This window comes from Ruegeria sp. BG9 (genome assembly GCF_056538305.1).
In genome coordinates, this window is record NZ_JBQFSY010000005.1 from 20450 (window position 1) to 42651 (window position 22202).

The 22202-nt window shown below is 59.1% G+C and carries 22 protein-coding genes; 10 read left to right on the forward strand and 12 right to left on the reverse strand.

What is annotated here, in order from left to right:
- The first annotated feature begins 74 nt into the window (after positions 1-74).
- The 4 genes from ACR0I8_RS09670 to ACR0I8_RS09685 are packed head-to-tail and all read left to right on the forward strand — an operon-like array spanning position 75 to position 4231.
- Positions 75-689 carry a CDP-alcohol phosphatidyltransferase family protein gene (locus ACR0I8_RS09670; RefSeq protein ID WP_170376907.1) on the forward strand — a complete coding sequence of 205 codons (615 nt, stop codon included), beginning with the start codon at positions 75-77 and terminating at the stop codon, positions 687-689.
- Between the two features lie 15 nt (positions 690-704).
- On the forward strand, positions 705-1901 hold the full coding sequence (locus tag ACR0I8_RS09675; protein ID WP_170690171.1) for an ABC transporter substrate-binding protein: 1197 nt from the start codon (positions 705-707) through the stop codon (positions 1899-1901).
- On the forward strand, positions 1891-3603 hold the full coding sequence (locus ACR0I8_RS09680) for an ABC transporter permease (RefSeq protein WP_480703089.1): 1713 nt from the start codon (positions 1891-1893) through the stop codon (positions 3601-3603). Before ACR0I8_RS09675 ends, ACR0I8_RS09680 begins: the two co-directional genes overlap by 11 nt.
- Entirely contained in the window at positions 3599-4231 is a 633-nt protein-coding gene (locus tag ACR0I8_RS09685; RefSeq protein WP_170377480.1) for an ATP-binding cassette domain-containing protein, read from the forward strand. The genes ACR0I8_RS09680 and ACR0I8_RS09685 overlap by 5 nt, the downstream gene beginning before the upstream one ends.
- 49 nt (positions 4232-4280) lie before the next feature.
- Here the strand turns inward: ACR0I8_RS09685 and ACR0I8_RS09690 are convergent, their stop codons facing one another.
- From ACR0I8_RS09690 to ACR0I8_RS09705, 4 genes are all read right to left on the reverse strand, one after another.
- Positions 4281-5678, reverse strand: coding sequence for a Dyp-type peroxidase (locus ACR0I8_RS09690; protein WP_170690173.1), 1398 nt, complete (start codon positions 5676-5678; stop codon positions 4281-4283).
- Positions 5675-6391: a hypothetical protein gene (locus ACR0I8_RS09695; RefSeq protein ID WP_170376913.1), complete on the reverse strand. Its 717-nt coding sequence runs from the start codon at positions 6389-6391 to the stop codon at positions 5675-5677. The genes ACR0I8_RS09690 and ACR0I8_RS09695 overlap by 4 nt, the downstream gene beginning before the upstream one ends.
- Before the next feature lie 4 nt (positions 6392-6395).
- A complete protein-coding gene (locus ACR0I8_RS09700; RefSeq protein WP_170690174.1) occupies positions 6396-7409 on the reverse strand; it encodes a catalase in 1014 nt (337 codons plus the stop codon).
- A 133-nt stretch (positions 7410-7542) separates the two neighbouring features.
- The gene (locus ACR0I8_RS09705; RefSeq protein ID WP_170690176.1) at positions 7543-8592 is read right to left on the reverse strand and encodes a patatin-like phospholipase family protein; all 1050 of its coding nucleotides are present in this window, start codon (positions 8590-8592) and stop codon (positions 7543-7545) included.
- 221 nt (positions 8593-8813) lie between these two features.
- Here ACR0I8_RS09705 and ACR0I8_RS09710 point away from each other — a divergent pair, with 221 nt between their 5' ends.
- A complete protein-coding gene (locus tag ACR0I8_RS09710; RefSeq protein WP_170690178.1) occupies positions 8814-9737 on the forward strand; it encodes an SMP-30/gluconolactonase/LRE family protein in 924 nt (307 codons plus the stop codon).
- A gap of 133 nt (positions 9738-9870) precedes the next feature.
- Here ACR0I8_RS09710 and ACR0I8_RS09715 read toward each other — a convergent pair whose 3' ends face one another.
- The 6 genes from ACR0I8_RS09715 to ACR0I8_RS09740 form a co-directional block, all read right to left on the reverse strand.
- Complete coding sequence (locus ACR0I8_RS09715; protein ID WP_170690180.1) at positions 9871-10611, reverse strand: 4'-phosphopantetheinyl transferase superfamily protein; 741 nt, start codon at positions 10609-10611, stop codon at positions 9871-9873.
- A 207-nt stretch (positions 10612-10818) separates the two neighbouring features.
- The gene (locus ACR0I8_RS09720; RefSeq protein ID WP_480703091.1) at positions 10819-11838 is read right to left on the reverse strand and encodes an endonuclease/exonuclease/phosphatase family protein; all 1020 of its coding nucleotides are present in this window, start codon (positions 11836-11838) and stop codon (positions 10819-10821) included.
- Positions 11835-12881 (reverse strand): sn-glycerol-3-phosphate ABC transporter ATP-binding protein UgpC, encoded by a 1047-nt coding sequence (locus ACR0I8_RS09725; RefSeq protein ID WP_170481540.1) that lies wholly within the window; start codon positions 12879-12881, stop codon positions 11835-11837. Before ACR0I8_RS09725 ends, ACR0I8_RS09720 begins: the two co-directional genes overlap by 4 nt.
- 11 nt (positions 12882-12892) lie before the next feature.
- Positions 12893-13786 carry an ABC transporter permease subunit gene (locus ACR0I8_RS09730; protein ID WP_170376923.1) on the reverse strand — a complete coding sequence of 298 codons (894 nt, stop codon included), beginning with the start codon at positions 13784-13786 and terminating at the stop codon, positions 12893-12895.
- An 11-nt stretch (positions 13787-13797) separates the two neighbouring features.
- Positions 13798-14679 (reverse strand): ABC transporter permease subunit, encoded by an 882-nt coding sequence (locus ACR0I8_RS09735; RefSeq protein WP_170690182.1) that lies wholly within the window; start codon positions 14677-14679, stop codon positions 13798-13800.
- A gap of 72 nt (positions 14680-14751) precedes the next feature.
- Entirely contained in the window at positions 14752-16056 is a 1305-nt protein-coding gene (locus ACR0I8_RS09740; protein WP_170690184.1) for an extracellular solute-binding protein, read from the reverse strand.
- Positions 16057-16287: 231 nt separating this feature from the next.
- Between ACR0I8_RS09740 and ACR0I8_RS09745 the strand changes: the two genes are divergently transcribed.
- Positions 16288-17301 carry a LacI family DNA-binding transcriptional regulator gene (locus ACR0I8_RS09745; RefSeq protein ID WP_480703093.1) on the forward strand — a complete coding sequence of 338 codons (1014 nt, stop codon included), beginning with the start codon at positions 16288-16290 and terminating at the stop codon, positions 17299-17301.
- A 184-nt stretch (positions 17302-17485) separates the two neighbouring features.
- On the opposite strand, the gene ACR0I8_RS09750 is transcribed toward ACR0I8_RS09745, so the two are convergent.
- The gene (locus ACR0I8_RS09750) at positions 17486-17881 is read right to left on the reverse strand and encodes an RrF2 family transcriptional regulator (protein ID WP_170376931.1); all 396 of its coding nucleotides are present in this window, start codon (positions 17879-17881) and stop codon (positions 17486-17488) included.
- 104 nt (positions 17882-17985) lie between these two features.
- Between ACR0I8_RS09750 and ACR0I8_RS09755 the strand changes: the two genes are divergently transcribed.
- The 4 genes from ACR0I8_RS09755 (at position 17986) to ACR0I8_RS09770 (ending at position 21106) form a co-directional block, all read left to right on the forward strand.
- Positions 17986-19197 (forward strand): CobW family GTP-binding protein, encoded by a 1212-nt coding sequence (locus ACR0I8_RS09755; protein ID WP_170472348.1) that lies wholly within the window; start codon positions 17986-17988, stop codon positions 19195-19197.
- Positions 19194-19829 (forward strand): DUF1826 domain-containing protein, encoded by a 636-nt coding sequence (locus tag ACR0I8_RS09760; protein WP_170690185.1) that lies wholly within the window; start codon positions 19194-19196, stop codon positions 19827-19829. The genes ACR0I8_RS09755 and ACR0I8_RS09760 overlap by 4 nt, the downstream gene beginning before the upstream one ends.
- Positions 19826-20086 carry a DUF6525 family protein gene (locus ACR0I8_RS09765; protein ID WP_170554861.1) on the forward strand — a complete coding sequence of 87 codons (261 nt, stop codon included), beginning with the start codon at positions 19826-19828 and terminating at the stop codon, positions 20084-20086. The genes ACR0I8_RS09760 and ACR0I8_RS09765 overlap by 4 nt, the downstream gene beginning before the upstream one ends.
- A 93-nt stretch (positions 20087-20179) precedes the next feature.
- On the forward strand, positions 20180-21106 hold the full coding sequence (locus tag ACR0I8_RS09770; protein ID WP_170640312.1) for a hypothetical protein: 927 nt from the start codon (positions 20180-20182) through the stop codon (positions 21104-21106).
- 8 nt (positions 21107-21114) lie between these two features.
- On the opposite strand, the gene ACR0I8_RS09775 is transcribed toward ACR0I8_RS09770, so the two are convergent.
- Complete coding sequence (locus ACR0I8_RS09775) at positions 21115-22125, reverse strand: fatty acid desaturase (RefSeq protein WP_170690187.1); 1011 nt, start codon at positions 22123-22125, stop codon at positions 21115-21117.
- Positions 22126-22202 lie beyond the last annotated feature (77 nt).

A 22202-nucleotide genomic window follows, 5' to 3' on the forward strand; every position in this document is an offset into this window, starting at 1 on the left:
TTTAATTCTACCCAATGCCACGGCGTGTGAAAGCTGCGTCTCTGTGCCATCAGTAGACTGCGCGGAGGCCAACCATGCTTGATGCCCGCATCCGCCCACTGATCGATCCGCCGCTGAACGCGATTGGGCGGGGGTTGGCGGCGCGTGGTGTCTCGGCTGATCTTGTGACTCTGGTGGGTCTGGGGTTCGGCCTGATGGCGGCTGGCGCGATCGTTCTAGGTTTACAGGTTCTGGCCGTCCTGTTCATCCTGTTGTCGCGTCTGGCGGATGGTCTGGATGGGGCAATCGCGCGCGCTGGGCGTAAGACCGACTTTGGCGGCTATCTCGATATCACTTGTGACTTTTTGTTCTACGGTGCGATCCCCATGGCGTTTGTCTGGGCGGACCCGTCGGCAAATGCCCTGGCCGGAGCGTGGTTGCTGGTCAGCTTCTACTTCAACGGCGCGACCTTCCTGGGCTATGCGATCCTCGCCGAAAAACGCGGGTTGGAGTCGCAGAAACACGGTGCCAAGTCGCTCTACTTTACCGGCGGTCTTCTGGAAGGCACTGAAACCATTGCCTTCTTCATCGCAATCTGCCTGCTGCCCAACTGGTTCAGCCCGATGGCATGGGCGTTTGGCGCGGTTTGCTTTGTCACCGCCATTTCGCGCATCCTGTTGGCGCGGCAGGTCTTCACTCACTCGGAATAAACGCAAGGAAAACCCATGAAACATCTATTTGCTGCCCTCTGCGCGGCGCTGGCCGGAACAGCATGGGCTGAACCTGATCCCGCAAACTGGCAGGACGTTCTGGATGAGGCCAACGGCCAGACCGTCTATTGGAATGCATGGGGTGGCTCGACCACGATCAACGATTTCATCGAATGGGTCGGAACCCGCGTCGAAGAGGAACATGGCGTCAAGGTCGAGCATGTGAAACTCACCGATACGGCCGATGCGGTCAGCCGGGTGATTGCCGAGAAATCCGCCGGTCAGGACACGGACGGAGCGATTGATCTGATCTGGATCAACGGAGCCAATTTCAGTGCCATGAAAGAGGCCGATCTTTTGTTCGGCCCCTTTGCTGAGGCTCTGCCCAATTGGCGGTTCGTAGATGTGGACGGCAAGACCGTAACCACAGATTTCACCGTCCCGACCGAAGGGTTTGAAAGCCCTTGGGCCATGGCGCAGGTCGTGTTCATCTATGATAGCGAGGTACTGCCTGAGCCTCCCAAATCCGCCGAGGCAATTCGCGAATGGGCGGCGGCGAACCCGGGTCGGTTCACGTTCCCTCAGCCCCCTGACTTTCTGGGAACGACCTTCCTGAAACAGATGCTAATCGAATTGGTCGAGGACCCGGCCGTCCTGCAACAGCCCGCCGGCGACGACTATGCGCAGGTGACGGCGCCATTGTGGGACTGGCTGCAGGATGTAACTCCGGACCTCTGGCGTGCAGGTCGCGCCTATCCGCAAACCGGGCCAAGCCAACTGCAGCTGATCAATGATGGAGAGGTCGACATGGCGATCAGTTTCTCTCCGGGTGAGGCGACAACGGCCATTGCCAACCAGCAGCTGCCGGAAAGCGCGCGGACTTTCGTTCTGGATGATGGAACACTGGGCAATGCCAGCTTTGTGGCGATCCCCTACAATGCCTCGGCCAAGGTGGGTGCCATGGTCGTTGCTGATTTCCTGATGAGCCCCGAGGCGCAACTGCGCGCGCAAGACCCGGACGTATTGGGCTTTAGCACCGTGCTGGACATGGCCGCCCTTTCGGCGGAGGACCGCGCTGGGTTCGACGCGTTGGAGCTGGGCGTGGCAACGCTTTCGCCCGCCGAACTTGGCCAAGCCCTGCCCGAACCGCATCCCAGCTGGATGACCCGGATCGAAGCGGATTGGGCTGAGCGTTACGGCGTTGGCAACTGACCTAAGCCCCGGCAAACCATGGGGGCTGGCACCGACGCTAACCATAGCGTTGTTGCTGGGTCCCATCGCTGCCGGGCTTTTGGGAACGATCCTTCCGGCCTTCGGAGGCATGCGCCCGGACGGGCAAAACGGGTTCTCATTTGATCCATGGACGCGCCTCTGGGCCGAGCCCGGCGTGGGCCAAGCCCTCTGGCTGTCGTTCAAAACCGGTTTCCTTTCGACGCTTGGGGCGCTGATCGGGTGTTTTCTGCTGATCGCAGGTTGGCAGGGCACACGCGCGTTTTCGCGGATTGAGACGCTGCTGTCGCCCCTTTTGTCCGTACCCCATGCGGCGGCCGCGTTGGGGCTGGCGTTCCTGATTGCGCCGTCTGGCTGGATTGCGCGGCTCATCTCGCCCGGTCTGACGGGATGGACCCGCCCTCCTGACGTGCTGATCCTACAAGACCCGGGCGGGTGGTCCTTGATTGCGGGACTTATGATTAAAGAACTGCCATTTCTGCTGCTGATGTCGCTGGCCGCGCTGCCTCAGATCAAATCGGCCGAACGGATGCGTGTGACGCAGGTGCTCGGCTACGGCAGGGTCCGAGGGTGGTTTCTGGCCGTGATGCCCGCGCTGTATACGCAGATCCGTCTGCCGATCTATGCGGTCTTGGCTTACGCGATGTCGAATGTGGATGTCACAATGGTATTGGGACCGTCGCGCCCGCCGACTCTGTCCATGTTCATCCTGCGCTGGATGACGGACCCCGATCTGGCCTTGCGCGCGCCCGCTGCGGCAGCTGCGTTGGTTCAGTTGGGGCTGGTGGCCGCAGCCATCATGGTCTGGCGGGGTGGAGAAAGGGCCGTGGCCGCGCTGATCAACCGGGGTGTTGAAAGCGGAACGCGCGGCACGGGCTTGCGCGACACCGCCCTCAGAACCATTGGCCTCGTAATGTCACTCACGGCGGGCATCGCGGTTTTCGGGGGTTTGATCAGTCAGTTCATCTGGTCCTTCGCCGGGCGTTGGAGGTTTCCCGACGCGCTACCGAGCAGCTTCAGCCTGATGTCCTGGGAGCGCCACGGCCTGGACGCGGTTGAGGTCACCCTGCTCACCTTGGCATTGGCGTTTTCCACCGCACTGATCGCTCTGGTTCTGGTGATCGGCTGCCTGAACGCAGAACTCCGCACCCGGCGCAAAATGAACAAGACAGGTATGGTGATCCTGTACCTACCGCTCATCCTGCCTCAGATCGCTTTCTTGCCGGGCCTGCAGATCCTGATGATCCAGATCGGAGCGGCGCAGGGCATCCTTCCCGTGATCTTGACCCACTTGGTCTTTGTTCTGCCCTACGTATTTCTGGCCTTGGCAGGCCCCTACCGCGCGCTCGACCGCCGCTATGCTACGATTGGGGCCGCTATGGGGCTGGGACCGGTCGGAGTGCTTTGGCGTATCCGGCTGCCAATGTTGCTGGCTCCGATCTTGACGGCTCTTGCGGTGGGGATGGCGGTGTCAGTCGGCCAATATTTGGCCACTCTTCTGGCCTCGGGCGGGCGGTTGAACACGTTGACGACTGAGGCTCTGGCCCTGTTTTCAGGCGGTGATCGCCGTGCGATAGGGGTCTGGACCATCGCGCTGGCGTTCACGGCATGGCTGCCGTTTCTGCTGGCCTTGATGATCCCCAGAATTGTCTATCGCAACAAAAGCGGACTACGCCATGATTGAACAGGGCCTCTCACTGGATCAGCTTTCGATCTCTCATGCCGATGGCAGAGGACTGGTGCAGCTATCAGCTGACATTGCGCCCGGAGAGGTTCTGAGCCTGATGGGGCCGTCCGGGGTTGGGAAATCCACCATTCTTGCAGCGATCACCGGAACTTTGTCGCCCGCCTTTCGTCTTGAAGGGCGCATAGCGTTGAATGGGCGGGTTCTGAATGCCCTGCCGTCTCAGAAGCGGCGCGTGGGGATCCTGTTTCAGGACCACCTGTTGTTCCCACACCTGTCTGTTGGTCAGAATGTCGGCTTTGGTCTGCCGCCCCGTACCCCGGACCGGGCCGCGCGCATTCAGGCCGCCCTGTCCGAGATCGGGCTGGACGGGTTTGAAGCCCGCGATCCCGAGACCCTTTCCGGAGGCCAGCGCGCCCGAGTGGCCCTGATGCGGATGCTTCTGGCGGAGCCCGATGCCTTGCTTTTGGATGAGCCTTTCTCGCGTCTCGATGTCGGTCTCCGGGACAGAATGCGGGACCTCGTCTTTACCCGAGCCGGCGCGGCGCGGCTGCCAGTTTTGTTGGTGACCCATGACATTGCCGATGCCGATGCCGCAGGAGGCAGGGTTGTGACTCTGCCTCAATAGCGGTTTTGGTCGAGATGTTCGGCTTTGTCTGGTTCCGGCTCGCCCTAGCCTAGTTCGTCAATCCGGACAGGTACTTGATCGCCGTCAGGCTCGGCAGGAACGTGTACGCGCCACCGCGAGTATGGATCAGTCGGGGAAAGCCGTGCAGTCGGATCGTGCCCCCATCGGGCAGGCTGAGGTCGAACCAGCTGGTTTCCGGCGTGTTCGCCCCCAGCAGAGGATCATTGGCACCCGTGATCGTCGGGTCGTGCAGGCCAAGGTTGATCCAGTCACACATCACCGCTTCGAACTGCGCGCCGATATTGGCGCCGATAAAGCTGCCTAGCAGGCCGCGTTCGGCGGTGTCCGGGTTTTGGGGGTCGAAATCCGGTCCATAGGACATGCCGCGCCGTACCAAACGTCGCGTGTAGTTGGCGATGCGTTGCACGATCCGACCGCCGCGCGGGTTGCCGCGTCGCAGATGTGACCCGGCGGGACAGCGGGAATGGGCGTTGTAGTTGAAATTGGTCAGTGAGACCTCTTGCTCGGGCCATTGCGCATCCGGTGACAACTCATAAGGAACGCCGTTGCGCCAGCGCCCGCACATCTGTGCTGCGACGACCTCACGCAGCGCGCCGTGGATGTCTAGGCCTTCTCCGATGCGATCCAGATTGTTCGGATCGACTAATTTGTCGCGATCCGGGTGATCCATCAGATAATCGGCGGCTTTGTCCAGATAGGCCTCGAAACCGGCCGCATCCTGCGCCAGAACTCGGAACGCATTGAACGACCCGTTGAAACCAAGCGCATTGGGCGAGGGGACGCGGAACACCACGCCCTCTTGGCGTGTGGGATAACCCAGCAGGGCGGTGCCCAGCGGGTCAATCGGTTCATCGACACCGGCTTGCTCGGGGTCATAGACCTGCTCGAACCGGGGCTGGGAAATGCCATCGACATAGCCGAAAAACACCTTGCTATCGGCCAGATTGCGGCCGTCGCGTTTACCCAGAATGGTGAAGGCCGCGCCAACCTGTTTCTCTACCAGGTCTAGGTGATCCTGAACGTCGGAATAGACCGACGCCATGATGTGAACCCGGTCAGGTTGATCAAACGGAGCCGGCCAGTGATCCGGTGCGCTGGTGCCGAAATCGCCCAGTTTCATCGCGCGTTTCGTCATGCCCTGCACGAATTCGCTGGGGAAGGTTTTCAGATCCTCGGACGCGGTGCCAAGCGCGCGCAGCCCGGCATAGGTGAGGCCGATGTTGAAACAGAAGGGCGGCTTGACATCCCACAACACCCCTCGGGTGATTTCGGGGACTACGTCACTGCCGCCATCGACGGCGGTTGCCAGAAACTGACGGGCCGCGGCGCGGTCGGTGACTTCGAGAAACAGATGGCGCACCAGATCGCGGCGATAACCGCGCAGGATGTTGCCCTGAATGTCGGCGAGATCGAGTTTTGCAGTCACCAGCCTTGTCCAAATTTTTGGCGCACTTGCGCGGCGGAAACGCCCGGATAGGCGCGATAACCGCCCCCCAGCGACAGGTTAGGGTTCGCGTAGAGTTGCAGAACAAACGCACGCGGGAGGGTTTCCAGCCGATGCGGCGGCTGGTTCGGCGGCAGCCCTTTGGCCTCATCCTGAAGGCCGAACAGGTCGGTCGGGAAATCGGGGGCCTGAAACAGGTCGTGCTCATGGACCCAGTCGATGAACTCTTCGACGTTGTGCTCGGTTGGGATCAGGTGTTCCGCCCCGTCCACAAGTGAGATGACGTCGTTGAACACACTGCCGATGGTGGTGATGAAATCCCGAATGTAGTTGCTGAAATCGCCGTCATAGACCGAAATCATGCAGATCTTGTCGTCGATCAGCAGAAACCGGGCGAAATGCACCGTTCCGACATTGTCGAGCCCTGCAAAGATCTCTTCGACGTTCTGCGCGATCGCCAGCGCGGCATGGGCACGTCCAGCGGGCGAGGGGTCTTTCAGCGGCATGATCAGGTTCATCATGCGCTGCACGTTCTCGCTGGGTTGTGGCGAGGGGCGCGGGCCGCCGGGCAGTTTCGGCTTGGGGTCGCGCCAGTGCCAATAGGGCACAACGATGTAGCGTGACAGGAACTTGAACCATCCCCGATCCGGCAGGGTGTTGACGTAGCGGTTGAACCAGCTGTTCTGACGAGTCATGGTCTTACCCCTTCGAAAACGGGCAGGGGGACCCGCCGCGCCAAGCGCTTGAGATTTTGTACGAGTCGATGCGCATTTTCAGTACAGGATCATCCGAGGCCTCAATCCCGGGGGTCAGCAAACCAGGATTGAAGCTGAGCTTCTCAGACTGTTCTATCTGGTCCTCAGGCACAGCGTTTAGCGTGAGAACGCCCATCATGATCCGTTTGCGATGAGGTGGCCAGGGGCGCGAGGAGTTGTTGAAATCGTCTCCGACCTCACCGATTGTCATCATCAGAGAGAACCGCGCAGGTTCTTTAGCAAGACGCTCCCTAAGTTCAGCCTGCAGATAGTCATCCACGGGGGTCTCATCCGGGTCGGTGTTAAGCACGCCTGCGATGGGTTGCCACGAAAACCGCACCCAGCGGCGTACGCCCTCTGCTCCGGTTACGATGAATGTATGGCAGGCGTGATAGGCCGCCCGCGCGTAGCTTGTTGGCGCGCCGATCTGGGCGGCCTGCAATACACCAAGTTGAGAATAAGCGTTCCGGTCGGCAAACCCGATGGCGCCTTCGTCCGGGCTGATCGTCTCGCCAGGATAGGGGTCGCGTTCAGGCAGCATCAGTTGAAGGTAGCTCCAGATTTTCTGCCAGGGGGTCTGACCGTTGTAGAGCTTGGGCTTGGCGGCCTCGGCGAAATCCAGAAACGTCTCGGGCGTCGGGGTGAAGAACTCGGGCAGGTTCATCGCGATCAGGTCGGTATCGGACCCGTCAGATAGGTGAAACCGAACCGCCAGCCCCCGGACATCGGACCAGCCGTCATGCACCACGGCGCAGCCGGACCCGTTCGAGAACCGAACAATCACATCCGTCTTTTCTGTGGTGAAGTGATCCGCGGTACAGAAATTCCGGGCGATGGGCGTGGGCTTGAAATAGCCGGTCGCGCTGATCCCGATTGTGTGAACGGGGCGCAGGGCCAGATCACCATCAGGACGATGCAGAACTTCTACCAGCTTCTCGGCAAGGCCGGGATCGCTCATGACTTCACCACCTGTTAACTGAAGTTACCCCAAAAATTTGGCGTTAACCATAGACACTGGTCGGGCAAAGGCAACAGAAAGAATGCATTAAACCCAGCGAAGCCACTGTTTGATCACACAAAACTGAGGTCGGCTACCATTTGTTCAGCATATCTTTGGCATGGGTCCAGTATTCACTTTGCCGGCAGGTGTAGAATGCCTTCTCCATCAGATCATAGGATTCAGGTCGGTGTGTCGCCAACCCCACAACCTTGGGTAGCGGAGGGTTCAGACGTACCATCCGCTCTTTCAACACAAGATGGGCCATCCAATACTGGTTCTCAGCCGATGTGGTTAGCAGCAGTTCGATCAAAGCCCCGCGAGGTGCGCCCGAAGTGATCCCAAACCATTTCAACAGGCCCCAATCGTCGGGGTTCTTGATCATTTCCTCCGAGATATCTGTGGGTTGTTGGCCAGTGCCGATCGACAGAGCCTCGATATGCGCCAGCCCTTCGGCGCGACCAGCCGCGATGGCCACGTTGATGCCGTTCATCACCGGGTTGTTGGCAAAGGCCCCGCCATCAGCGAAATAGCCATAGTCCACCCCGTCCGAGATGATCTGATGCGGCGGGAAATAGGATGGCGCGGCCGAGCTTGCCATGGCGACGTCCAGCAGGCCGACATCGCTCATATCCAACCATTTCTCGTAGCCCAGCGTCTGGTTGGTGATGGTGAACGGGGACCACCCTACCTTGTCGCTGCGATGCAGGCACACGGTGTTGACCGCGAGAACCAGATCCGGGGACAGAGAGTTGACTTTGCGGTCTCCAACTAGACTGCGCCCGATCTCCTCGAGCCCGGTCGCATTGTATTGCGAGGCGGTGATGCCCGGGCCGCCGCCTAGTTTGAACCGCCGCAGCACCTCATCCAGCGCCTTGTCCAGAAAGCTGTGTTCGTTTTCGCGGAAGATCTTGTCGGCATCTTCGCGGTAATGCGCGGCAAGGTCGCCGATCAGCCGGCCCATATCCTTGCCCTGCGTCCGGCCATCCGCCAGCGCCACGGCGATCAGCCCACCGGTCGAGGTGCCGGCGAACCCGTCCGCCTTGTCCAGAACGCCGGTCTCCTCCTGCAAGCTTTGCAGGATCAAGCAGGTCAGGTAGCCCCTGATCCCCCCGCCATCGCAGGACACAAGTTTGAATGCCATTCGATGCGCCTCATCGCTTTTTAGTTGTAGGAGGTTTTAGGATAACTGGGCTGGGAAAAGCCAGCCGTTTTGCGACCCGTTGAGGCTTATCCCGCATAGCAAATTGGAAAAAGCCTTGCGAAAACCTGTATTTGTCAGCACAGTTCGCCGCGAAAAGGACGGGCTTGGCCCGCAATGGCCGACCCCACCGGGGCCACGGCGCAATCAGGGAGTTTGAGGCTATGGCGTTGGAACTACATGAGATGTGCAGCGGGCTGGGCTTTCCAGAAGGTCCGGTTGCGATGAATGATGGCTCGGTCCTGTTCGTGGATATCAAAGAGCAGACCCTCGTGCGCCTGACCGTCGATGGCACCGTCAGTGTGGTGGCCGAAATCCCCGGCGGCCCGAATGGCGTGGCAATTGGACCGGATGGCGCTGCCTATGTCTGCAACAATGGCGGTGTCTACAGTTTCGTGCCCTACGGACCCGACGATATCACTGTTCCCGCCCCCATTCGCCCGCATTATAAGGGTGGGTCCGTGCATCGGGTCGATCTTGAGACCGGAGAGGTCACGATGCTGTTCGATTCCTATGAGGGGAAACGGCTGATCGCGCCTGACGATCTGGTTTTCGACCAGGAGGGCGGGTTCTGGTTCACCGATACCGGGATCGAGGACGCAGAGTCTACGCGTTATGGCGGGCTGTACTATGCCACGATCGACGGCAAGACCCTGATCAAAGCTGCCACGATTCCGATGCCCAACGGGGTCGGGCTGTCGCCGGATGGCGGCACCGTCTATGTCTCGGACACGGTGTTTGGGCGGCTTTGGGCAATGAAGATCACCGGCAAGGGCCAAGTCGAGCCCGGTCCGATTCCGGGGATGCCGGGGCAGGTGGTGCAAACCTTGCCGGGGTATCAATGGCTCGACAGTCTCAAGGTCGAGGCCGACGGACGGGTCTGCGTGGCGACAATTTTCAACGGCGGGATCACAGTGTTCAGCCCTGACGGGTCGACCGAACATGTCGCCATTCCCGACCTCTTCACGACCAATATGTGTTTTGGCGGAGAGGACATGCAGGACATATGGATCACCGCCTCCAGCACGGGCAAAATCTACAAGGCCAGATGGCCTCGTCCGGGGTTGAAGCTGGAGTTTACGGCTTAATGTAAGGACCGTCGGTTTTGCGCAGTCGAGATCAGCATATGCTTGAGCCATGGCCAATAACGGAGGGTGTGTCGCAGGTGCAATCCGGCGACAAAGAACTAGAAGGACAAGGCCTTGGCCGGACTGCCGAGGCTCAGTCTGCAGGCGTGGGTGTGATAAGCCAGGTAATAACGCTGCGGTCCAGTTGTCGGTAGCCAACGTCGAAGACCGCCCCTGCCGTGACCGTATTATTCAACGATTTGGTCAACCGCAGCCTCAGGACGGTTTCACTGGGCGCGCCGTAGAGTTCGGCATGGTCAAAACCAAAGAACTGTTGAACCGCAGGGAACAGGGCCTTGTAGAGAGTTTCTTTGGCCGAGAATACAAGCGTTGCCTTCAACGCCTGCGCGTCGCTTTCCCGGATCAGCCGGGTTTCCTCGGGCTGCAAAGCGACCTTGAAAATCGCATCCAGTGAGAATCCTTCAGCGATGTCCTCTATATCGACGCCGGCTAAAGTGCCGGGCTGATCGGTGACAATCGCCGCACAACGCCCCTTTGAATGCGTGATCGAGCCTGCCACACCTGCGGGCCAGATCGGCTCACGGTTGGGACCTGTGGCGATCTGCGTCGACACATGCCCCGTTGACGCCAAAGCGGCCATGGCTACGGCACGGCCTGCCAGATACTCGGCCTTTCTCTTTTCAACGGCCCTGTCCAAACGATCCGGGCGGTCGACGTCCAACGTCGTGAAAAGGCCATCTTCAAAACGAGATTGATCAAACCTCGCGATCACAGCAGTCGCTGTCGCAGACCCGATGTCCATGGCCACCACGTCCATCAGGAACTCATCGGAGCGCGTTTCCAGGGAAGAGAGGTGTTGGGCGGGCAGTGTCATGGCCCCCTTGGCTTCCCTCAAGCGTCGCGCCACGTCAATCCGGTTTTTCAAATTGTATGACGCCTGCACAGTGTGGCAGCTTGAATTGTCGCAAACCATTTGAAGGCATCCGCCAAAACCCATCGCTCGCGCAGAGGGTTGAGGGGCTAAGCGCCCCTCATGTCTTCAAAACGCTTAGACGCGCGCCAGACTGCGACCGGAATTGGATCATGTGTCAGAACGTGCGGAGATATCGGCCTTTGTCCACACGCAGTCATGGTCAGAAAGCGGTGTGCCAGTGGCCGAGATTGAACTCAGCACGCCTTTGTCTGCGGGCGTGAAACCCCGCCCGGCCAGCCAATCCAGTTTCATCTTTCGGTCCGGGTGTGGCGTGATCAGACTGGGGCGGGTCGTGTCGCCCTCGGCCGTAAACTCCCACGAATAGCCCTGATCTTCGGCCAGTGCGAACAAGGTTTCGCGGCGCCAGTCGAAATCGGGAGGAAGGTGGTTGCCGGTGTTCAGATCTCCGCCGATCAGAACGGGCATGTCGGGGGCGAAGGCGTCAACCTCCCGTAGCAGAAGTTCGAACTGAACTTGCCGGTGTTCAGCGGCGGAATTGCTTTCCAGATGGGTGGAGACCACGCAGATAGGCCCCCTTTCGGTTGGCACAACGGCGGCAATAGCCATGCGCCCGCCGACCCGGGGTTGTTCAGGGTCTGCTGCCCCGCTTTCGGGGGTGAACCAATGGCCGTGGTCGTCCAATCGGATCAACGCCGTGCGCTCAAACGGGACTGAGGATAGAACGGCGTTGCCGTGCCAGCCGGTCGTGTTGAGATCATCGGTGCAAAAGGCGCGCTCGGTCGGGCCGCCCAGGTCAAGCTCGTGAAACTCGACGCCAAAGGCGTATGTCATGCCCAGGACGCGGGCAACCTCTTCGGTGGTGTGGCGTTGCGCGGTGCGGGCCATGCCGCAATCGACCTCGGAGAGCAGAACGATATCTGGTGCAATCGGGTCCAGATGCGCTGCGGTTTCTTCGGGAAACAGGCAGCGTTCAACATTCCAGGCGGCGACGGTGATCTGCGCCGGCAGTTGGGCCGTTTTGGCCTCGCCGCCCAATTGCAGCGTGTTCATCGCCGGCAAGGACGCCATTAGCGAGCGATGCGCCTGCGTTGTGCGCGGGGCGGCCATGATTTCAGCCCGTTGGTCTGATGTGACCTCGGGCAAAGTAGCGACAGTATTTGTGATCAAAGGACTTTTCCCGTTTCCACGTCGAACAGGCGTAGGGCGTCGTGTTTCAGGGTGATGCGGGTCTCGCCCGTGTGCACGCTATGGTCCTTGCCGACCATGACCGTAAAGGGCTGGTCCGCAAGCGTTCCGTGCAGCAAACGATGCGCGCCAAGTTCTTCGAGGATGTCGACCTGGAACGAGACGGATCCGTTCTCATCCAGTTCGACATCCTCGGGACGTACACCCATGGTCACCGGGCCGCTGACGGCCTGTGGCGCGGGCATCAGCCCGTCATAGCCGTTGAGGCGGACCTGTCCGTCTGACGCTTCGGCCTCGATCAGGTTCATGGGTGGGGCACCCATGAACGAGGCGACGAAGGTAGAAGCCGGATTGTGGTAGATCTCGGAGGGGGTACCGATCTGCTCAATCCGGCCTGCGTTCAAAACGATGATCCTGTCGGCCATCGTCATCGCCTCGACCTGGTCATGGGTTACGTAAACTGCCGTCGTGCCAAGACGACGCTGTAGGGCTTTGATCTCGATCCGCATCTGGTTGCGCAGCTTCGCATCGAGGTTTGAAAGGGGTTCATCAAAGAGGAACAAGGCAGGGTCGCGCACCACGGCACGCCCCATGGCGACGCGCTGGCGTTGACCACCAGACAATTGCGCCGGTTTGCGGTCCAGATATTCAGTCAGGTTCAGCATTTTGGCCGCGTCTTCGACCTTGGCTGCGATCTCGGTCGCGGGCGTGCCGCGGTTCTTCAGGCCATACCCGATGTTCTTGCGCACCGTCATATGCGGGTAGAGCGCGTAGTTCTGGAACACCATTGCAATGTCCCGATCCGCAGGGTCCACATCGTTGACCACCCGATCGCCGATTTTCAGCGTGCCTTCGGTGATATCCTCGAGCCCCGCGATCATGCGCAGCAACGTGGATTTGCCGCAGCCCGAAGGGCCAACCAGAACGACAAACTCGCCGTCCTGAATGGTGAAGCTGGTGGTCTGAACGGCCTTGAAGCCGTTAGGATAGACCTTGCGGATGCCCTCTAATGATACCTGAGCCATGCGCGTATTCCTTATTTGTCGGATTCTGTGAGGCCCTTGACGAACCAATTCTGGAAGAAGATGACGATCGCCACCGGCGGGATCATCGCAACAATGGCCAGCGCCAACGCTTGTCCATGCTCGGGGATCTGACTGTCGGTGTAGGTCAGCACGATCTGCTTGATCCCACGGACCAGCGTGAAGAAGCTTTCATCCGTCGTGATCAGCGTTGGCCACAGGTACTGGTTCCAGCCAAAGACGAACATGATGATGAAGATCGCGGCAATCATCGTGCGGCTGAGCGGGACGAGGATGTCGATAAAGAACTTCCACGGCCCTGCGCCGTCGATCCGGGCCGCCTCGGCCAGTTCTTCGGGGACGGACATGAAGAACTGCCGGAAGAAGAACGTGCCTGTGGCAGATGCGATCAGGGGAACGATCAGACCGGTATAGGTGTTGGTCAGGCCCAGTTTCTGGATCGCCTCGTAGGAGGGCAGGATGCGCACCTCGAGCGGCAGCAACAAGGTGGTGAAGATCACCCAGAAGGCCAGCGTTGCAAAGCGCAGACGGAAATAAACGATAGCATAGGCGGCCATCATCGAGATGATGATCTTGCCCACGGCAAAGCCTATGCCCAGAATGAACGAGTTCATTAGCATCAAGGTGCCGTCAACGGTCTGCGTGAATCCGCCTTTTTCAAACATGGCGGCGTTGAAGTTCTTGCCCAGGTCGTCGCCTAGGCCCAGTTGGATGCCTTCGCGGTGGATGGTGACCGCATCGTGGCTGGCTGTCGTCAGCGCCAGCAGAGGCGGCAGGATCATCAGCAAGGACCCAAGGATGAGGACAAAGTGATCTCCGATCGTTTCCCAGCGGATTCTGCGGGGTTTGCGGGTCACGGCGGGTGTGTCGAGTGTGGTGTCGGCCATGATATCCTCCCTCAGGTATAGTGAATCCGGCGTTCCACCAGCCGGAACTGGAAGACGGTCAGGACCAGAACAAGGGCCATCAACACAACGGATTGCGCAGATGATCCGCCAAGGTCGTTGCCGCGGAAGCCATCCAGATACACCTTGTAGACAAGGGTCATCGGGTTGTTGCCCGGCTCACCCTTCATCAGTGCGTCGATGATGCCGAATGTGTCGAACAGGGCATAGGTGATGTTGATGATCAGCAGGAAAAACGCGGTCGGGGCCAGCAGAGGAAAGGTCACGTCCCAGAACCGCCGCGTGGATGAGCGGTTGTCGATCATGGCCGCCTCGCGGACTGAACGAGGGATGGATTGCAGGCCCGACAGGAAGAATATGAAATTGACCGGGATCTGTTTCCACACCGCGACGATGATCATTGCCGTTGCGGTGGCATTGTAGTCAACGCCCAGCTTGAACTCCCAGCCGAACAGTCCGAAGAACTTGGTCATGGGGCCGGTACTTTGATCAAAGAACAAAATGCCAAGGAAGCCTGCTACCGGGGGTGCGATCGCGTAGACCCACATCAGCAGGGTGCGATAGGATCTCGCCCCTCGGATCACCTTGTCGGCCTTGACGGCCAGCAACAGCGCTATGGCCAGCGAAAAGAAGGTGACCAGAATGGAAAAGACAACCGTAAACCACGCTATGCGTTTGTACTGATCATTGCCCAGCAATGAGGTGTAGTTGTCCGCCCCCACAAAGGTCGAGCCGAACCCGAACGGGTCCTGCAGAAAGAACGACGATTGCAGCGCCCATCCAGCGGGCCAGTAGAAGAAGATGGCGATGATCATGAGCTGCGGCAGCAGCAGCGCCACAGGAAGCCAGATAGTGTCGAAGCCCGCGCGTTTCATTGTTAGTCCAGTTGCAAAATGGGGGATGGCCGCGCCCAAAGGCGCGACCATCTTGGGGGTGATCCCAGAACCTTAGCCCTGAGTCTTTGCGAAGCGCGCCAGCAATTCGTTGGCTTCGGCTTCGATGTTCTGGAACGCGCTTTCCACGTCGGTCTCACCGGTCAGGATACGGCCATACTCGCGGTTCATGATGTCGCGGATCTGAACGTAGAAGCCCATGCGGTAGCCCTTGGTGTTGTCACCGGCCTTGGCTTGCAGCTGGTTTACGCCAACTTCGGCGGCAGGATAGCGCTCATAGTGGCCGTCTGCCTTGGCGGCTTCATAAGCGGCCTCGGTGATCGGGACATAACCGGTTTCCTGGTGCCAGAAATACTGGGTCTCAGGCGCGGTCAGGAAGCGGAAGAACTCGGCAGTTGCCTTGTTTTCCTCGTCCGATTTACCCGACATCGCGAACAGCGCTGCGCCACCGATGAAGGTTTGGGTCGGTTCAGCTGTGACGGCTTCCCAATAGGGCAGCTCAACCGCGCTGAATTCAAAGCCCAGGTCTTTCTGCAGCAACCCGCCGAAGGAACCCGACGAACCCAGCCACATCGCAACTTTACCTTCTTCGAACGGTTTTGCGTTGTCACCCCAACCGGTGCCATACCATTCGAACATGCCGTTGTCTTTCCACTCGGTCACGGCGGTGAAGTGTGCCTTGATCGCGTCGTTGTTGACCAAGATCTCGGTGTCCATGCCGTCATAGCCGTTGTTGTTGGTCGCAAACGGCAGGTTGTGACGCGACATGAAGTTCTCGGTAAAGATCCAGGGCAGGTGTGACTGGCTGAGCGGGATGTAGCCTGCCTCTTTCAGCGCCGGAGCGGTGGTCGACTGGAACTCTTCCCATGTCTTCGGCGGGGTCACGCCTGCAGCTTCCAGAGCGTCGACATTGTAATACAGGATCGGGGTCGACGAGTTGAACGGCATACCGATCATCTTGCCATCGCTGTCGGCATAGAAATAACGCACACCGGCAATGTAGTCATTGATGTCGAATTCGACGCCGTTTTCAGCCAGCAGGTCCTGAACCGGAACGGTCGCGCCTTTGGCCGCGATCACGGTGGCGGCACCTGCGTCAAACACCTGCATGATGTTGGGCTGCTCGCCCGCGCGGAAGGCAGCGATCCCGGCGGTCAGCGTTTCTTCGTAGCTGCCCTTGTAGATCGGAGTGATTGTGTATTCGTCCTGCGACGCGTTGAATTTCTCGGCAACCTTGTTGACGGTTTCACCCAGCTGCCCGCCATGGGCATGCCACCAAGTGATTTCGGTTTCTGCAAAAGCTGCGGTCGCGGTCAATGCGAGCGCGGCAGCTGTTGCGCAAAACTTCAGATTGTTCATTTCGATCCTCCGGTTCGGTGTCGGCCCTTTGCAGCAAAAAGACCGTTGGCATTATGTGCCAGTTTTCATGCAGGCTCCCCTGCGGCGTTTTTCGCGCGCAGCCTCCGACCCGCATCAGTGGAACACGTCCGCAAACTGCACACGTGACCACATACTGTTAACGTATGACAGTTCGATGAAAGATTTCTAGCAATATTGACAAATTCGTCAAAAAAGATGGACAGCTTAGGCGTGGTTGATGACAGCAAAAAACATCTGGACAGACCGCGCCGCGTTACGGCGCAGGCGGTTGCCGATGCGGCCGGCGTGTCTCGCTCGGCCGTGTCCCGCGCGTTTACGCCCGGCGCCTATCTTGATGCAGAAAAACGTATAAAAATCATGCGTATGGCCGATCGTATGGGGTATCAACCCAACGCGTTGGCGGCGGGGTTGAAGGGGGGGCGATCGCACCTCGTAGCGGTCTTTGTGGGCAACAAGCGGAGCACCTACGACTCGGAGTTCGTGAACCGGTTGGTCGGGCAGTTGAACACTCTGAACAAGTGGCCGATTCTGATTGATGGCAGCGGCGAGAGCGCGGAATCAGCCATGGATCACGTTTTGCGCTATCCGCTGGATGCTTTGATTCTGCGCGGGGGTAGCATGCCCGGCGCGCTTGTGGAGCAATGCAGCAAATTCGGGGTCCCCATGATCTCATCCGGGCGCATCGTGGATGCGGCGGGGATCGACAATGTGTGCTGTAAAAATGCTGATGGGATGGAGCTCGCGACCCGTGTTCTGTTGGACAAGGGCCGCACACGGTTTGGGTTCATTGCAGGCGCTGCCGAGTTCGGATCGTCAGATGATCGCAGGGCCGGTGTGGTCAACACTTTGGCGGCGGCAGGATTGTCCCTGATCGCGGAAGAGGTCGGAGATTTCACGGTTGGGGCTGGATACGACGCTGCGCAAAAACTGCTGCGGGAAAACAGTCTCGATGCGCTGATCTGTGCCAACGATGCCAGCGCCATCGGAGCGTTGACCGCGGCACGGGAGTTGGGCGTGGACGTGCCCGAAACACTCTCAATTGTAGGCTTTGATGATATTGAAATGGCCGGGTGGCCCGCTTTCAATCTCAGCACGATCAACAATCCGATCGACCTGTCGGTCGAACACGTGATCACCTTGCTGGAAAAACGTCTGGCTGAACCGGCTAAGGCCAGTGAGACCCTTCTGATCGAACCCTTCTTTGTCCCGCGCGGTACCCATTGACGCTGATACGGCCCGAGGTGCCTGAAATCGCGAAGGGTTCGTCGGCGACATGTTGGATGTTGGTGTTCTTCACACCGCCTCTCACCCGATTTTGCAGTAAGAGGGAGAGAGGTCCCGACACAGGTGCCGTTCTGCTGCCGTAGGTGGCTGTAAACTTCGGTTGACTCCCCGGCAGAGGCCAGTCTCAAACCTCTTTGATCGACGTCTCTGACAGTCTTTCCACCAGGCTTTGCTCAATCTCTTCCAAAACGCCGCGCACGCGTTTTTGCAAGGCGTGTTCAACGGAACAGGTTGGCGCCTCATCTTCACTGCCGCTTGCGACAAGGCGCTCGTCCAGCGCAAGGTATACATCGGCCAGCGTGATTTCGCTCGGCACGCGGGCCAGACGCCATCCGCCTGCATGACCTTTCTCGGACGTCAGCAGACCGGCGGCACGCAATTTTCCCAAAACGCGACGCACAACAACCGGGTTGGTTCCAGCATGGTCCGCAATTTCGGTTGAGGTGCGCACACGGTCCGGCTCTCCGGCCATGTGGCTGAGCGTATGCAGGGCAAGTGACAGGCGGCTATTGCGCTTCATAGGGCGGGGTTCTCCTAACCTGCTGGTAACGTAACTTTGGCTGTTGCATTAATCTAGTAACTATGAAAGTTACAAAAACCGCATCCAGAGCTATGGAGACTCATATGTCAGATACGCGCCTTCCCGTCACGGTGCTTTCCGGATTTCTTGGGGCTGGCAAGACCACTTTGCTGAACCGGGTTCTCAACAACCGCGAAGGTCGCCGTGTCGCGGTGATCGTGAACGATATGTCCGAGGTGAATATCGACGCCGACCTCGTGCGCGCCGATACCGAGCTGAGCCGCACGGACGAGACGCTGGTTGAAATGTCTAATGGCTGTATCTGCTGCACCCTTCGTGATGACCTTTTGGATGAGGTCCGCCGACTGGCGGCCGAGGGGCGCTTTGACTATCTGCTCATTGAATCAACGGGTATTTCCGAACCTCTGCCGGTGGCCGCGACCTTTGATTTCCGCGATGAGTATGGCGAAAGCCTGTCCGATGTGGCGCGTCTGGACACGATGGTGACGGTTGTCGATGCGGTAAACCTGCTTGGGGATTTCTCCTCGCATGACTTCCTGCAGGATCGCGGTGAGACCATGGGCGAGGAAGACGAACGCACCCTCGTCCATTTGCTGACCGATCAGATCGAGTTCGCCGATGTCGTGATCCTGAACAAGGTTGACGATGCCGGGCCGGAAAAGGTCGACGCGGCCCGCAAGATCATCCGCAGCCTCAATGCGGATGCCGAGATCGTCGAGGTCAATCACTCCGCCGTGGCGGCTGAGAAAATCCTCGATACTGGCCTGTTTGACTTCGAAAAAGCCCATGAGCATCCCATGTGGGCCAAGGAGTTGTATGGCTTTGCCGACCACGTGCCGGAGACTGAAGAATATGGTGTTGCGTCTTATGTCTACCGGGCGCGTCTGCCCTTCGTGCCCGAGCGTATCCTTGAGGTTCTGAACGGCGATCTGCCGGGTGTGATCCGGGCCAAGGGGCATTTCTGGATTTCTACGCGTCCCGATTGGGTGGCTGAGTTTTCGCTAGCCGGGGCGCTCTCTAGCGTGCAGCCTTTGGGCACTTGGTGGGCTTCGGTTCCGGAAGAACGCCGACCGACCCATGACAGCGCCCGCGCCTATATGCAGGCCCATTGGCAAGAACCATGGGGAGACCGCCGGCAAGAGATCGTGTTCATCGGGGCAGGGATCGACTGGCCGACCCTCAGGGCGCGATTGGATGCCTGTCTTGTGCCCGCCGTTGCGGGTTTGGGTCCCGACAATTTGCCGGACTATCCCGACCCGTTCCCGATCTGGCGTCGGGCTGAGGCAGCAGCATGAGCGTTGTGCGCCAAACCGTGATCGGTGCGGCCGTTGGGGTTGGCGTTGCGGATACGCCCGAGGCGCTGAGCGCCTTTCTCAACCCAGGCTGCGCCGCAGCACTTTGGCGGCGTCAAACTCCGCCGGATGTTCAAAGCTGGCTAAATGATCTTGACCCCGAGGACCTGCCCAAGGGGCGGGTGATCCTCCCGTTGGGCAAGGTGGCCGAAACGGTCGGCCATCTCTGTGACATGTCCGGCTTGCCAGCATGCCCCGAGCGGGATTGGCTGGAGGCAGACATCGCCTTGCTTGCAGAGGTGTTCTCAGATCTGGTCTCGGTCCGATATTTGCGGTTGCGGCTGGATGTTGTCACAACCAACGCCTGCCGTAAGTTCCATATCGATGCCATCGCGGCGCGACTGGTTTGCACCTATCGCGGTACCGGCACGCAATACGGCATTTCGCGTGATGGCGCTGAGCCTCAACGTGTCTTTACGGTGCAAACCGGGTCTCCGATCCTGTTGCGCGGGACACGCTGGCCGGAAACACCGCGGTCGGGCCTTTTGCACCGTTCCCCTCCGATCGAAGGCACCGGCGAGACCCGGCTCGTACTGGTATTGGATCCGATCACCGACCCGGAAGAGGCTGCATGACCGGAAATCTGGGGCAAAGCAGCTTGCGGCGCAGGAAGCGCGCGGGCGATCCCATGGCCGTCTTTGATAGCTTGCCCGCGCCGTTGCGGCAGTGGTTGTCTGAAGCGGCACTGCCATGGTCGCCCGTCTCGGCGCGCAGGATTTGGGTCAAAGCGCTGGCCAAAGGTCTTACACCGGAAGAAACGTTGCTATCGCTGAATCGGGCCGAGGCGAGTACACTGGCACGTGACAAGGTGATGGCCCTGCCGCGCCGTTAAGGCACCGACGCTCTGGGGTTGCTTTGACTTGAAACTGTTACGCTCAGCCGTCACCATCCGATCATTGTTGATTGATGAATTACGGAGGGCGCAATGGCCTATAAGCTGATTAAGGGCGAGTTTCATATTTTTTACCCAGACATTCCAAAACAGGGCCCGGAACCTGACGGAGATACTCTGAAATTCAAGCCAGATGACCCGTCGCTTGTTCAGGACCTTTGGCGTTCGGGTCAGCCCCGGCCCGGCTTCAATGGGCGTGGGATGATCAATCTGCGGTTTGAAGGGCTGGATGCGCTCGAAACCCATTTCCGCAGCGCGCATCAGAACAAACCCCTTGCGGAGGCGTCGCGCGATTTTCTGTTGGATTGGGCCGGGTTCGGAGACGTGGTGTTCTGGGATGACAAGCCCAACAAGGTGAAGCAAGTCGAAAATAACCCGGTTCGCGGTTACATCCTGACCAATGGTCTGGACGGCCACGGCCGGATTGTGGCCTTTGTCTACTCGGGTGATGCACCTGAACCGGACGGTGAGGTATTCAAACTGATGCCAGAGCGCGTGGATCAGAGCTTCAACGCGCGCAGCCTGGAGGCGGGTCAGTCCTATCCGCTGTTCTACCTGACGCTGCCGATCTCACTTGCGCAGCATCTTGGAGGGATTGCGGATCAGGCCCGCGCGACTGGAAATGGCCTGTATCCCGATGATGCGTCGGCCCCCGGTCAAGACTTCGAAGTAACCCCTGCGAATTATCAGGATCTGGCAATCTGGCCCAAGCTCTTCCGGCGCCTGCATGACTATTTCGCAGATGAATTCGACGATTTGACCGGGTTCGATACCTGGCTGCGCGCGGACCCGAGGGACCGGGACGATCGCATGCTTCTGCCTGATGACTATGACGCCCATTTCCACAATGTGGTCGAGGTGACCTCGCCCACGTCCATGAGGCTGTCAGTCGACCCCAAGGATATCGTGATCCTGCCGGACGATTTCACCATGCCCGACACCGGCCTGCCGTCACAGTAGCGCCAGGTCTAAAGCTTCGCCGAAGGTGCCGGGCCGCGCCAGTCCAGATTGAGATCATGGCGCAGACTATGTGGGAAGGGGATCATCCGATTGGTATCCTCGTCCCACAACCTCCATTTCAGGCAACTGAGCGCGCCTCGGATGTCGATCGCCGCGTTGTTCCAGTCCTGCGCGATTGAGGCGTTGCAGGTCTTGAGGTGATAACAGGGGATCTTGGCGTTCAGGTGATGCAGGTCATGGAAACCGAAATTCAGCAGAACAAAATCCACAACCGGTCCTAGTCGGAGCGAACTCGCACCGAGCAGAGCGGCTGCATGGGCAGTTTTGTCGCCCGACTGCCGCCAATAGGTTTCTTCGAAGTTGTGCCCGACATAGACGACAAATATTCCGAAACTGCCTGCAAGAAGGCTCCCAAGGATCAGGGCGTAAAAACTCCACCAGCCAAGAAATGTAATGATCAGGCCCCAGAAGGTGAACATCGCGATATTCTGCAGCAGTACATCCCGGACGCTGACTTTCAGCGTGTTTCGGGGCCAGCGGTATTGGACGAAGTAGATCAGGACCGGGCCGATGAGGAACAATGTGATGGGGTGCCGATAGGCGCGGTAGAACAGTTTCTTGGACAGGGGCGCGGCTTCGTACTCGCGCCGGGTCATAACATAGACCTCGTGGGCGTCCCGGTGATCCAGATTGCCCAAGTGTTGGTGATGCAGGTTGTGATTATACCTCAGAACGCTATGCGCGATCCCGGAAAAGAGGCACAGGAGGTTCCCAAGGAGATCATTCCACGTGCGGTTTGTGAAAAAGCTGTAGTGCCCACAATCATGCTGAATGGAGTAGAGCCTAAGTATACCGGCTCCAAACAGAAACGAACCTAAGGTCAGGGAAAGCCATGCTCCGGGAAAAAGGGCAGGGATAGCAAGCCCTGCAGCGACGACGCCCGCGCTGATCGCCAGCGCTTTGAAGGCCATCCTGTCTTCTGGTTTTGTGAATTCCCTCGGAACCTTGATCGAACTCATTACCGTCACTGAAAATGATTGAGACTATAAAAACGCTTAGCGTCCCCAATCGTTAGCACGGCTTTGGATTTCCGCCA